The 13,460-nt window shown below is 69.1% G+C and carries 9 protein-coding genes; 2 read left to right on the top strand and 7 right to left on the bottom strand.

Translation table 11 applies throughout. The features are described 5' to 3' along the window. The first annotated feature begins 30 nt into the window (after positions 1–30). Complete coding sequence (locus FVF75_RS12785) at positions 31–735, top strand: response regulator (RefSeq protein ID WP_148378573.1); 705 nt, start codon at positions 31–33, stop codon at positions 733–735. On the opposite strand, the gene FVF75_RS12780 is transcribed toward FVF75_RS12785, so the two are convergent. After that, entirely contained in the window at positions 708–3,440 is a 2,733-nt protein-coding gene (locus FVF75_RS12780) for an ATP-binding protein (protein WP_246138083.1), read from the bottom strand. The genes FVF75_RS12785 and FVF75_RS12780 overlap by 28 nt on opposite strands. Here FVF75_RS12780 and torT point away from each other — a divergent pair. Further along, positions 3,439–4,455, top strand: a complete 1,017-nt coding sequence (torT, locus tag FVF75_RS12775; protein ID WP_148378567.1) for a TMAO reductase system periplasmic protein TorT — start codon at positions 3,439–3,441, stop codon at positions 4,453–4,455. The genes FVF75_RS12780 and torT overlap by 2 nt on opposite strands. 72 nt (positions 4,456–4,527) lie before the next feature. Here the strand turns inward: torT and glpK are convergent, their stop codons facing one another. The 6 genes from glpK to FVF75_RS12745 form a co-directional block, all read right to left on the bottom strand. Then, complete coding sequence (gene glpK, locus FVF75_RS12770; RefSeq protein WP_148378564.1) at positions 4,528–6,015, bottom strand: glycerol kinase GlpK; 1,488 nt, start codon at positions 6,013–6,015, stop codon at positions 4,528–4,530. Next, the gene (gene glpD / locus FVF75_RS12765) at positions 5,993–7,498 is read right to left on the bottom strand and encodes a glycerol-3-phosphate dehydrogenase (protein WP_148378561.1); all 1,506 of its coding nucleotides are present in this window, start codon (positions 7,496–7,498) and stop codon (positions 5,993–5,995) included. The genes glpK and glpD overlap by 23 nt, the downstream gene beginning before the upstream one ends. 73 nt (positions 7,499–7,571) lie before the next feature. Next, positions 7,572–10,688 carry an efflux RND transporter permease subunit gene (locus FVF75_RS12760; protein ID WP_148378557.1) on the bottom strand — a complete coding sequence of 1,039 codons (3,117 nt, stop codon included), beginning with the start codon at positions 10,686–10,688 and terminating at the stop codon, positions 7,572–7,574. Then, positions 10,685–12,034, bottom strand: coding sequence for an efflux RND transporter periplasmic adaptor subunit (locus FVF75_RS12755; RefSeq protein ID WP_148378554.1), 1,350 nt, complete (start codon positions 12,032–12,034; stop codon positions 10,685–10,687). Before FVF75_RS12755 ends, FVF75_RS12760 begins: the two co-directional genes overlap by 4 nt. Continuing rightward, positions 12,034–12,633 carry a TetR/AcrR family transcriptional regulator gene (locus FVF75_RS12750; protein ID WP_148378552.1) on the bottom strand — a complete coding sequence of 200 codons (600 nt, stop codon included), beginning with the start codon at positions 12,631–12,633 and terminating at the stop codon, positions 12,034–12,036. Before FVF75_RS12750 ends, FVF75_RS12755 begins: the two co-directional genes overlap by 1 nt. Next, positions 12,630–13,028, bottom strand: coding sequence for a hypothetical protein (locus FVF75_RS12745; RefSeq protein ID WP_148378550.1), 399 nt, complete (start codon positions 13,026–13,028; stop codon positions 12,630–12,632). The genes FVF75_RS12750 and FVF75_RS12745 overlap by 4 nt, the downstream gene beginning before the upstream one ends. Positions 13,029–13,460: the final 432 nt, after the last annotated feature.

The raw sequence follows: 13,460 nt of genomic DNA, 5'->3' as shown, positions 1-13,460 counted from the left end.
TCGAAAATGTAAAGATTTGTAATCTGGCGCATGGCCCATCACATCCTCATCGTGGAAGACGATCGCACCACGCGCATGCGCCTGGCCGCCTATCTGCGCGAGCAGGGGCACCGCGTCAGCGAGGCCGAGAACGCCGAGGAAATGGAGTTCATCACCCAGACCGATCCGCCCGAGGTGTTGCTTGTCGACATCAACCTCGAAGGCAAGGACGGGCTGACCATCACGCGCGAGCAGCGCGCCGCCTCGCGGGTCGGGATCATCCTTCTCACCGCGCGCAACGATCAGGTCGACAAGATCGTCGGGCTTGAGATGGGCGCCGACGATTACGTGACCAAGCCCTTCGACAAGCGAGAACTGGCGGCGCGGGTCAAGAACCTGCTGGCGCGCATTTCCGACATCGGAAAGCCTCCGCAAGGCCCGCCACCGGTGGTGGATTTCGGCCCCTGGTGTTTTGATCGCATCCGCCGCAGGCTGGCATCGGCGGCGCGCATCGAGACCCTCACCAGCCAGGAGTTCGACGTGATGTCAGCCCTCGCCGACCATCCCGGCCAGACCCTCAGCCGGGCGCGGCTGGCCGAGTTGATGGGGCGCGACGCCCTGCGCTCGAACGACCGGATGATCGACGTGGTGGTCGGGCGGTTGCGCAAGAAACTGGAACGCGACCCGGCCAACCCCGAGTGGATACTGACGGTGCACGGGCAGGGCTATCAGTTCGTGGACCCGGCATCGGTCTGAAGCCCGGTCTCTGCGGCGGCGGCTTTCAACGCCTTTTCCGCGTCGTCTGCGCGGCTTTGCACGAGCCGCAGCAAGTCCTCATCTGCGCCGCCCTCGGCGGCTTCCACGTCGGCCAACACCGAATAGAGCGCGTCCAGCCGGAAGTTCGCGGCCGCACCCTTCAACTTGTGCGCCGCCTTGAGTTGCGCCTCGGGCGTCGCGGTCAGGATGGCGTTCACGGCGCGGGGCAGGTCGTCCAGAAACTCCCGCACGATCAGCGCGGTGGTGTCCCGTCCCAGGTCGCGCAGGTCGTCGGTCAGGCTGCCCAGAACCTGGCGGTAGTCTGGCGGCAGCGCGGGCGAGGGCACGCTTTTCAGAACCTCGGCAAGGGCGCGGGGCGAGACCGGCTTGGACAGAATCCGCGACACGCCATGCCGCGCGCGGTTCTCGGGCGTGTCGTCGATCAGATGCGCGGTCAGCGCGACCAGAATGGGCGCATCCGCGCGTTGTCCAAGCTCCGCCGCAACCGCCTCGCCGCGCATGTCCGGCAGATCGAGGTCGATCAGAACCAGATCGAAGCTCTGCGTCCGGCAGGCTTGCAGACCGGCGGTGCCTGTCGCGGCCTCGCTGACCTGGCATCCCAGCCGTTCGAGATAGCCGCGCGCGACCATCAGGTTCACGGCGTGGTCGTCTATCACCAGCACCCGGTGGCCCAGCCGGTCCGGCGGCATGCCCGCATCGTCGTCGGCGGCGGCGGCCATATCGCCCTTTTGCAGCGGCACGGTCAGCGTGAACCGGCTGCCGACCCCGGGCTCGCTCTCGACGCTGAGCGCACCGCCCAGCGCCTCGGTCAGGTTGCGCGAAATGGCCAGACCAAGGCCAATCCCCTCGATCCCCGCGCGCTTGGCTGAATCGGCGCGCGTATAGGCATCGAAGGCATGCGCGATGGCCTCGCGCGTCATGCCGATGCCGGTGTCCGCGACCGTGAAGCTAAGGACGGGCTGGCCGCTCTCCGGGTCGATGGCGTGATCCACCCGGAGCGTCACCGTCCCGCGCCTTGTGTATTTCACCGCGTTCGAGATCAGGTTGCCGACGATCTGTCGGATCTTCACCACGTCCCCGAACAGGGCCTGCGGCGCAGGCTCGGCCATGTCGATGATTGTCTCGAGCCCTTTTGGTCCGGCAAGGGACTGCAACTGATGCCCCATCTGCCCGACAAGTTCGCGCAGCCGGAAATGCACCGGGTTGCCGCGATTGCCCCTGTCCTCGCTGCCGGCGTATGCGAGAATGTCGTTGGTGATCTCCAGCAGTTCGCGCGCCGAGGCAAGCGCGGTGCGCGCCCGGCTCTGGCGGTCCGCGTCCTGTTCCTCGACCACCAGCAGGTCGAGCATGCCGATGATGCCGTTCAGGGGTGTGCGGATCTCGTGGCTCATGCGGGCGAGAAACTCGGTCTTGCTCTGGTCGGCGGCCTCCGCCTGCGCACGCGCCGCGTCCGAGGCCTGCATCTCGGCCACAACGTCGCCCGTCCGCGCGATCACCGCCTCCTCAAGGCTGTCACGCAACCGCGCGGCGTCAATCGCGCGGCGGCGCAGGATGTTGAGCGACTTTTCCATGCGCCCGATCTCGTCATTGCCGCTGATCGGCAAGGGCGCGCCATAATCGCCCCGCGCCACCGCAACGATGCGGCGCGAGATATTTCCCAGCCGCTCGACCAGTTGCCGACGCGCATAGAGCCAGAGCGTGGCCCCCGCGATCACCGCGCCGGTGACGATGACAAACAGCGCGACGATCATCCAGCCGGAGCGTTGCCGGACCGCCGCGATCTGGGCAAGGCTGTCTGCCTGAAGGGTGTCACGCGCCGTCCGCCCCCGCTCCGAAAGCGCCGCGATGGTCGTGTCGAGCAGCGCGCGGTCCTCGGCAATGGCCTGTTGCAGCGCGATCCGGTCCTGCTGCAACGCGATCAGGCCGCCTTGCGCCAGAGCCTCCTGCTGCCGCGCCAGAAGCGTCGCCGCCTCGCCCCGCGCCATCGGGGACGGAAGGTAGGCCACGCGCCGCACCGCCAATGTCAGGCGCGCCGTCAGCGCATCGCGCACCGTCTGCAGTTCGTCCGCCACCGTCAAATTCGGAACCTGCTGAAATTGCAGGCGCGTGGCGTCGACCATGCGGGCCAGTTCGGTCAACCGCTCGAACGCAAAGAAGTAGCGGTCGGCCAGCGCATCCAGCGCCGGTCGCGGGTCGGCGTCCGGTTTGGTGTAGAGTTCGGCGATGCTGGCGGTGATCCGGAGACGGGCCAGATCGGTCTCGGCCTCGATCAGACTGTCCAGCCGCGCGCCATCCTGCGACATCTCGAGCGCCTCGGCGCGGACTTGCATCGCCAGCCGCAATTCCTCGCGCGCATTCGCGCTCAGCCGCTCGACGATGTCGGCGGCTTGCGGGAATTGCCCGGCGGGTGTCAGGCTCGGGCTCATCCGCTCCAGCCGCAGCGTGCCCTCCTCGATGCTCGTCACGGTCCGCATCAGCGCCTCGGTGACCTGATCGAGGCCCTCGCGCGTGTCGGCCTCGGCCAGCGCTTCCTCCAGCGAGTCGACCACCTCGACCGCCACGCCGATCCTGCTGGCCAGTTCGATTGCCGGCAGGCTGGTCTGGACAAGCTCGCCCTGCGCGCGCACCAGATAGCGGTTGACGCCGATTGCCGCCACACCCACCATGATGGCCAACGCCGCCATGGCGGAGAGTATCTGGATCAGCCTCGTGTCAAACCTCGTCCGTCGCATTTCCAGACATTACGTGGCCGCCTGTGCCGGCACAATCGCAGCGATCGGCATGGTTTTCGCGGGCGCGTTCGCCGCCGCCGCAAGCCCGCTCTATTGCGTGCTCGTGCCGCATTTCAAAGACGAATACTGGCTCAGCGTCGGCTTCGGCCTTGAACAGGAGGCCGAGCGGCAGGGCGTCGATCTGCTGTTCTTCGAGGCCGGCGGCTACGAGGCGCGCGCGGCACAGGTCGGCCAGCTCGATGCCTGCGTTGCACAGGGCGCCGACGCGATCCTGATCGGGGCCGTGACCTCGGACCACCCCGACCTGATGACGGCGATTGCGCGGGTCGCGGAAACGGTTCCGGTGTTCGGGCTGGTCAACGAGCTACACGCCGAGGCCCTGAGCGGGCGCATCGGCGTCGATTGGCAGGACATGGGCCATGCCATCGGCGCGCATCTGCGCCAGTTGCACCCCGAAGGATCACCCGCAAAGTCCGCCGTTTTCCTGACCGGCCCCGCCGAATCCGGCTGGACCGGACCGCTCGCAGCCGGGCTGCGTGACGGCCTTGCCGGCAGTTCGGTCAGCATCCTCGAGGTGTTCGAAGCCGATACCGGCATCCGGCCGCAACTCGCGCTGGCCGAGCTTGCGTTGGAGCGCCACCCGGATGTGGATTACCTGATCGGCAGCGCCCCGGCGATCGAAGCGGCGATCGGCCTGCTTGCGGCGCGCCGCGATGCAGACAGGCCGACGCTGCTTGCCACCTACGTGAGCCACACGGTCATTCGCAGCCTGATGAACGGCAGCGTCCTGGCCGCATCCTTCGACGATCCGATCCTGCAGGCGCAAATGGCGATCCGGCAGGTTGCCGCGGTGCGCGCCGCCCCGGATCAACGCCTTGCGCCGGAGGTGGTGCTCCTGACCCGTGAGGACGACGATCTCGGGGCGGTCCGGATTTCTCCGGCCGATTATTTCCCTGCCGTTCAGTAGCGGATGCCGCCGGCAGGGGCGGCGTTTCCGGTCCGTTTTCGCAGAGCAGTCAGGCAAGGGCCGATGGCCGCATCACGCGCGCCTCTGGGACAGCGTCCGGCGCACCGCGTCGGACCAGCCGGCCAGTTTGGCGCTTTGGTCGTGGGCGCCCATGTTCGGGCGAAACCGCGTGTCCGCGGCCCAGGTTTCGGCGAATCCGGCCTGGTCGGGATAGAGCCCCGCACGCATCCCTGCCAGCCAGGCCACGCCCAGCGCGGTGGTTTCCAGCACCGCCGGGCGGTCGACCTGAAGCCCGGTGATGTCGGCGAGAAACTGCATCGTGTAGCCCGAGGCCGACATGCCGCCGTCGACCCTCAGCGGCGCGTCGGTATAGCCCGGCCAGTCGGCGCGCATCGCCGCGATCAGGTCGGCGGTCTGGAACCCGACCGCCTCCAGCGCGGCGCGGGCGATTTCGTTGGGGCCGGTGCCGCGGGTCAGGCCGTAAAGCGCGCCGCGGCTCTCGCTGTCCCAGTGGGGCGCGCCGAGGCCGGTGAAGGCGGGCACAAGATAGACCTCCTGCTGCGGGTCGGCGCGGCGGGCCATCCGGCCGGCGTCCTGCGCCTCGTTCAGGATGCCCAGCCCGTCGCGCAGCCATTGCACCGCCGCCCCGGCGATGAAGATCGAGCCTTCCAGCGCATAGGTGGTTCGCCCGTCCAGCCGATAGGCGATGGTGGTCAGCAGCCGGTTTTTCGAGGCCACCATGTCGTCGCCGGTGTTGAGCAGCGCGAAACATCCGGTGCCGTATGTCGATTTCATCATGCCCGGCTGGAAACACGCCTGCCCGATGGTGGCCGCCTGCTGGTCGCCCGCGACGCCGTAGATCGGCAGCTCCGAGCCGAACAGCGCCGGATCGGTGCTGCCGAAATCGTCGGCGCAGTCGCGCACCTCGGGCAACAGCGCCATCGGCACCCCCATAAGCGCGCAGATGTCCGCGTCCCATTGCCCCTTGCCGATGTCATAAAGCATCGTGCGCGCGGCATTGGTGGCGTCGGTGGCATGAACCCGCCCGCCGGTCAGTTTCCAGATCAGGAACGAATCGATGGTGCCGAACGCCAGTTCCCCCGCCTCGGCCCGTGCGCGCGCGCCCTCGACGTTGTCGAGCAGCCACTTGACCTTGGTGGCCGAGAAATACGGGTCGATGAGCAGCCCGGTGCGGGCGGTGATCATCGGCTCGTGCCCGGCCTCGCGCAGCTTCGCGCACAGCGGCGCGGTGCGCCGGTCCTGCCAGACGATGGCGTTGTGGATCGGCGCTCCGGTGGCGCGGTCCCAGATCAGCGTGGTCTCGCGCTGGTTGGTGATGCCGATGGCGGCGAATTGCTCGGACCCGATGCCCTCGACCACCTCGCGCGCGGTGGCCAGCACGCTGTCCCAGATATCCGCCGGGTCGTGTTCGACCTGGCCCGAGGCCGGGAAATGCTGGGCAAACTCGCGCTGCGCCGAGGCGACGGGCCGCATCGCGGCGTCGAACGCGATGGCGCGCGACGAGGTCGTGCCCTGATCAATCGCCAGAATGTGTTTCATATCCCCTCCCGTTTTCTGCCATCCAGTCCTCGACCGCCCGCGCCTCGCCGGGGGTCATGTGCAACCCCAGCTTGGTGCGCCGCCACAGCACGTCCTCGGCGCTGCGGGCAAACTCGTGGCCCACCAGCCAGCCCAGTTCCGCCTCGGTCAGGGTGGCGCCGAACGACCGGCCAAGGTCGGCGGCCTTTTTCGCCCCGCCCAGAAGCGCCCGCGCCTCGGTGCCGTAGGTTCTGACCAGCCGCGCCGCCCAGTCGTCGCCCAGGAACGGATAGGCCGCGCGCAGTTCCTCGGTCAGCGCCTCGGCCCCGTCCCAGGGAAAATCCCCGCCCGGCAGCGCCACGCCGGCGGTCCAGCCGTCCCCATGCCCCAGCTTTTCCAGCGCATGTTCGGCCAGCCGGCGATAGGTGGTGATCTTGCCGCCGAACACGCTGAGCAGCGGCGCGCCGTCCTCGTCCAGCGACAGCACGTAGTCGCGCGTCGCCGCCGTGGCCGAGCTTGCCCCGTCGTCGTAAAGCGGGCGCACGCCGGAAAAGCGCCAGACGATGTCGGCCTTTGTCACCGGGCGGGCGAAATAGTCCGAGACGAAATCGCAAAGGTATTCGGCCTCGGCCTCGGTGCATTCCGCCGCGCCGGGGGGGCCGTCGTGGTCGGCGTCGGTGGTGCCGATCAGGGTGAACTCGCCCTCGTAGGGCATCGCAAAGACGATCCGCCCGTCGCCGCCTTGCAGGATATAGGGCTGGTCGTGGGCGAACAGCCGGCGCGTGACGATATGGCTGCCGCGCACCAGCCTGATGTGTTCGTCGCTGTCGATGCCCAGCGTGTCGCCCAGCACCTCGGCCACCCACGGCCCTGCGGCATTGACCAGCGCGCGGGCGCGGTGGCGGGTCTCGGCGCCGGTCGTCGCGTCCTCGGTCGTCACCTCCCAATGGTCGGCGTGGCGCCGGGCGCCGGTCACCTTGGTGCGGGTCAGGATGGTGGCCCCGCGCGCCGCCGCGTCGCGGGCGTTGAGCGCGACAAGGCGGGCGTCCTGCACCCAGCAATCGGAATACTCGAAACCCTTGGTATAGGCGGGTTTGAGCACGCCGCCCACCGGCGAGGCGGCCAGATCGAGGCTGCGCGCCGCGGGCAGGTGTTTGCGCCCGCCCATGTGGTCATAGAGAAACAGCCCCAGCCTCAGCAGCCAGCGCGGCCGCAGCCCCTTGTGATGCGGCAGCACGAAGCGCATCGGCCAGGCGATATGCGGCATCGCGACCAGGAGCACCTCGCGCTCGCGCAGCGCCTCGCGCACCAGCCGGAACTCGTAGTATTCGAGATAGCGCAGCCCGCCGTGAAACAGCTTGGACGAGGCCGAAGATGTGGCCTGCGCCAGGTCGCCCTGTTCGGCCAGCGTCACCGACAGGCCGCGCCCGGCGGCGTCGCGCGCGATGCCGCAGCCGTTGACGCCGCCGCCGATGACGAACAGATCCTGGATGTCGTCGCCCAATCGTCACCTCCGTTTGCCGCGCCTCGTCAGGCTGCACGGCATCGCCGGGGGATTCAACCGGCTTCGCCGCCCATCAGGCCGTGGCCTCCGCCGCTTCGGGCCGGTCCTTGTCCTCGCCCAGCGTGGTCAGCCCGAAATCGTCGAGGATGACGTAGACCGCCGGCAGCACCAGGATCACCACCAGCATGGCCACCACCAGCCCGAACACCAGGCTGGCCACCAGGGGCACCAGGATCTGCGCCTGGATCGAGGTTTCGGTCAGGATCGGGATCAGCCCGACCACCGTGGTTCCGGTGGTCAGGAACATCGCCCTGAACCGCGCCCTGACCGCCGCCGACACCGCCTCGGTCACGCTGGCGCCGCCTTCGCCGTGTTCGTGTTTGACGAACTCGACCAGCAGGATCGAGTTGTTCACCACCACCCCCGCCAGCGCGACATAGCCCAGAAGGCTGGGCATCGAGAAATCCAGACCCATCGCCATGTGCCCGAAGATCGACCCGACCAGCGCCAAGGGGATCACCAGCATGACCACGATCGGCTCGAGGTAGGAGCGGAACTGGAAGCTGAGCAGCGCGAACACCCCGAACAGCCCGATCACGAAGCCCTGCATCATCGACATCTGCGTCTTGGTCGCCTCGGCGCGCTGGCCCTCGACATCGAGCGAGATGCCCGGATACCGCTCCAGCAGCCCCGGCAGGAACCGCGCCAGCGTATCCGAGACGATGGCGTTGGCATTGGCCACGCCGGTGTCGATGGTGCCCTGCACGGTGACCGCCCGCACGCCGTTTTCGCGGTTGATCCGGGCAAAGCCGCGCCCGGTCGTGACCTCGGCCACCACCGACAACGGCACCGCCGCGCCATCCGGGCGGAACACCACGAAATCGTCGAACACCCTCGGGCTGGCCGCCGCCGCCTCGGCCAGTTGCGCGGTCACCTCGAGGGTCTGGCCCTCGACCATGATCTCGCTGATCGTGGTGCCGAAATAGGCGGCGCGAAGCTGGTCGGCCACCATCGCCGCGGTCACGCCCATCGGGCCGGCGGCCTCGGTCAGGCTGATGCGCATCTCGCGCTTGCCGGGGCGCAGGTCGTCCATCACCGAGGTCACGCCCTCGTAGCTCCAGAACCAGTCGGTCAGTTCCACCGCCGCGGCCTTGAGCGCCACCAGGTCGTCGCCCTTCAGCCGCATGTCGAGCGCGATGCCCGCCGGGCCGATGGTGCTTTCGTCGTATTTCAGGGCGACCACGTCGGGCAATTCGCCGACCTCCTCGCGCCAGGCGGCCATGATCGGGTCGGGCCGCAGTGTGCGCTCGGCCGAGGGAAGCAGGTCGACCGAGACCGTGGCGACATGCGCGCCTGCCTCGAAGGCGTCGCGGTTGACGCCGCGCAGCACGGTCACGTGGCGCACAAGGTCGGTGCCGCCCGGCTGGTCCGGGGCATAGCGCGTGTTGACCGCCTCGATCCCCGCCACCAGCCGGTCGATCACCTCGTCGGTGCGCGCCTGCGGCGTGCCCTGCGGCAACAACAGCCGCGCCTCGACCACGTCGCCGTCAAGCTCGGGAAAGGCGGTGAACTTGAGGTTACCGCCGGCGATCTGCGCGACCGCAACGAACAGAAGCGCCACCGACAACCCGGTCGTGACATAGCGCGTGCGGATCATCGCGTCGGCCAGCCGTCCGGTGCCCTCGCGCATCCAGTCCATGAGCTTCTCGGTCGCCGCCGCCATCCGCCCGCGCCGCGGTTCGAGACTGCCAAGCAGGTGGTGGGGCAGGATCAGGAACGCCTCGATCAACGACACCGTCAGCACGAACAGCATCACCGCCGGCACCACGCGCAGCACCGCCCCAAGGTCGCCCTTGAGAAAGGCGAGCGAGCCGAACACCATCGCGGTGGTCACGAACGAGGCCAGCACGTTGGCGAACACCTGCTGCGTGCCCACCACCGCGGCCTCCAGCGGCGCCAGCCCGCGCTGGCGGTGGCGCGCGATGTTTTCGGCCACGACGATGGCGCTGTCCATCAACAGCCCGATCACGATCAACAGCCCGATCGTGGTCATCAGGTTCAGCGAATAGCCGGTCACCGACATGATCGCGACACCGCCCATGAACGAGGTCGGCAGCGCCAGCGAGACCCAGAAGGCGAACCTCAGCCCGAAGAAGATCCACAACAGCCCGAACACCAGCGCAAAGCCCTGGACGCCGTTGACCACCACCAAGAGCAGCCGCTCGCGGATGACCGAGGCGCTGTCGGACACCACTTTCAGCGAGACCCCGGGCGGTGCGGCGGCGCGCTCGGCCTCGAGGAAGGCCTCAAGCGCGTCCATGGTGCGCAGCGAATCGTCCGCCGCCGTCTTGGTGACATCGAGCAGGGCGGCGGGCTGGCCGTCAAACGCGATGGTGCCGTCGGCCGTGCCATAGCCCTCGCGGATCGTCGCCATCTCGCCCAGCCGCACCTGGCCGCCGCCCGACGAGGCGCGCACCACGATATCGGCCAGCGCCTCGGGGGTCTGGCGTTCTTCGACGACCCGGATCAGCAGGCTTTCGGCGGCCCCGTCCAGGTTGCCCGCCGGCATGTCGAGGCTTTCGGCACCGACCGCACGCGCGATATCGCTGACCGACACGCCAAAGCGGCGCATCGCGGCAGGGTCGATCTCGATCCTGAGTTCCAGGCTTGGAAAGCCACGGATGTCGACCTTGGGAATGCCGCCCCAGCGCAACATGCGGGTGCGCAGCGCCTCGGCATAGGCCTCGAGGTCGGTGCGTGTCGCCGGGCCGGTGACCGCCACGGAGGCCACGAAATCGGTCAGCCCCAGCGGGCGCACCTCGATGCGCTCGGCGCGGTCGGGGAAATCGGTGATCGCCTCGACCTCGCCGGTGACCTCGGCCACGAACGACTGGAAATTGCCGCCCTCGCGCATCCGCGCGGTTGCCCGGCCCAGCCCCTCGCGCGCCTCGCACGAGGCGCGCTCCAGCCCGGTGACCGCATCCAGCGCCGATTCGATCCGGTCGCAGATGCCGGTTTCCACGTCCTCGGGCCGGGCGCCGGGGTAGGGGACGCTGATCTCGACCTCGCTGGCGGTCTTGCGCGGAAAGGTCTCGCGCAGAAGCGTCGGCGCGGCGATCAGGCCGGCAGCCAGGAACACCAGCATCAGAAGGTTGCCGACCGTCGGGTGGCCCGCGAAGAACCGGATCATTCCGTCGCCTCCAGCCGGGCGGCCAGCGCCTCATCCTCAAGCGGGGTCAGCAGCATCCCGGCGACCGCCACCGGCGGATCGCTGACCACCACGCGCTCGCCGGCGTCAAGGCCGTCGGCGATCACCGCCACCTCGCCCTCGATCAGAACCGGCGTCACGGCGCGCACATCCAGCCGGTCGTCATCCCCGGCAAGGCGCAGCGCGCCCTCGGAAAGCGCGGCGCGCGGCACCACCCGGCCCTCGACTTTGGGCCCCGAGATCGCGACCTCGACGAACATGCCCTTGGTCAGGGGCGGCTGGTCGCCCGGTGTGGCGCCCGCATAGGCGCCCTCGACCGCGACGATCACCCCCAGGGTGGCGGTTTTTGCGTCGATGGTGTCGCTCACCCGGTCCACCCGGGCGGGCCAACGCAGGATCTCGTCGCCCAGGTCCAGCCGCACCTCGGCCGACAGCCCCAGTCCGCGCAGCACCTCGGTGATCGCGGTCGGGTCGGCGGCGTAGGCGTCGGCATCCGGCGCGGCCATGCGCAGAAGGCGGCGCAGATCGGCCACCGGCACCCGGGCCTCGACCTCGGCGGTCTCGACCCCGTCGAAGGTTGCCGCCACCTCGCCGACGCGCAGGAATCGCCCGGTCTCGACCTTCACATCCGACACCCGTGCCGCGAACGGCAGGTGCAACTCGGTCCGTGCCAGGTTCAGCCGCGCGGTCTCGAGCGCCGCGCGCGACACGGCGATCTGTTCCATCTGCACCGCGCGCTGGGTCGGGATCAGCGCCAGCGTGCTGTCGATCGACTGCACCTTCTGGCGCTGCGCCAGATGCGCCGCGCGGGCCGCGTCAAGCGCGGTGCGCGGGATGTTTCCGCCCGCCTGCAGGGTCTCGGCCCGTTCCAGGTCGGCGGTCTTGAGCGCAAGCACCTGGGTCTCGATCTCCAGCGCGAGGCGCTGGTTTTCCTCGGACACCGCAAGCTCGGCCAGCCGCGCCTCGGCCGAGCGGATATTGGCCTCGGCCTGGGCCACGGCCAGTGCGTAATCCTCATCTGCGATCCTGACCAGCATCGCGCCCGCCGGCAACACCGCGCCGCGCGCCAGCCTCGGGTGGATCTCGGCCACCGTGCCGCCGACCTGGGCGATCGCCTCGAAGGTGCGCGCCGGCGCGACCAGCCCGTGGCCGATCACCACCGGTGTCACCGCGCCGTCGCGCGCCGTGATGACTCGGACCGGCGTTGCCCGTTCGGCCTGTTCCACCTGCACCGGCGGGGCCTTGGTCCGAATGGTATAGACCAGGAAACCGGCCCCCAGGGCCGCCAGCGGCAGGGCCACCAGGATCATCTTGAATCCGCTGCGCATCACGCCTCGCTTTGCCGCCCGAAGGCAGCCAGTTGCAGGTTTAGAAGTCTCGTGCCGTCCTCGACCAGCACATCGGGGTTACGCCCCAACAGAAGCCGCAGGACCAGGCTTTGCAACACCCCGGCGATCAGCGCCGCCATGTCGCGCGGGTCGATATCGGCGCGCAGGTCGCCCTCGGCCTGGGCCTGGGTGCAGAATTCCAGAAGGGTCTTTTGGAACGACGCCATACGCGCCTGCATGGTGATGCGCACCACCGCCTCGTCGCTGTCGGGTTCGCGCGCCAGCATGATTTCGGGCAGCGCCGGGGTCCGGCTGATCAGTTCCAGATGCCCGAGCATGAGCCGGCGCAGCCGGGACAGCGCCGGGTCGGTGCCGGACTGGGCCTGGGTCACGTTTTCGGACACTTCGGCGCCCAGACGGTCGGTGATCGCCGCCCATAGCTCGGCCTTGCTGGCGAAGTGGCGGTAGATCGCCGGCTGGGTCAGGCCCAGGCGCTCGGCGATGGCCACGGTGGTGACGCGGTTCGGCCCGCCCTCGAAGGCCAGGGCCAGCGCGGTGTCGAGGATCTCGTCCTTGCGATTCCGGCGCGCTGCGCTCATGCGCGGTTCCGCCGCAACACCACCGCCGAGATCAGCGTCCAGACCGCGACGCGCAGCGCCAGCGCGCCGACCGTGCGCATCTCGAACGCCGCCCCCTGAAAGGTCACCCAGGCGAAGCCGACCGCGACCAGCGCAGTGGCGACCGCGATCCCGACCGCGAGCCGCGCGGCCCAGGGCCGGCCCTGCCAGATGCCCAGCGCGGCGGTCACATAGGCAAAGCCCGCGATCAGGTTGAACCAGACCACGAAGGGCACGATGTCCCCCGCCGCCACCCGCGCCGCCTCGGGCCCGAACAGCACCGAGCCGGCGCTGAAGATGGTGGCAATGCCGAACAGGCCGCCCAGAAGCGCAGCGATGCGCGTGGGCCACGGGTTTGATCGGGAACGGTTGGGCATCGGTCACACCTCCGGTTTGTGTCGAGGCACGTGTTATACCAATATAACGCCGGCGTCGAGAGGCGATTGTCACGGGCGCTGCGGAGCAATGTCGCAGGGTGTGGTGTGGTGGTCTTGCCGGAGTGCGCAGGACGTCGGCGGGATGGGGCGTGCCGGGAAAGGGTCGGCTTTGCGGTCGGACAAGGCTATGCAGCGTTGCCGGTCGCACCGCGCAGCGGTTGCGATGGTGCGCCGATGGCTGCTGCCAAGGCGTGCCAAACGGCGGCCCAGGCCAAGGCCCACGCCCTTCTGACGTGCGAAACCCGGTGCCACACCCCGCGACTCACCGATCGCTCCGCATTGCGCCGTCGCCCAGAAAGGCCGGTCGTCGCAGCAAGAACCTGTCACACCGATCCACCTTTCGCGCCGTTTCGGGCGCGCTGAACCCGCCCG

Source organism: Maritimibacter fusiformis (assembly GCF_008086115.1).
In the GTDB taxonomy this organism is placed as follows: domain Bacteria; phylum Pseudomonadota; class Alphaproteobacteria; order Rhodobacterales; family Rhodobacteraceae; genus Muriiphilus; species Muriiphilus fusiformis.
Note: the sequence above shows the minus strand (reverse complement) of the source record. Positions and strands in the feature narration are given on the sequence as shown.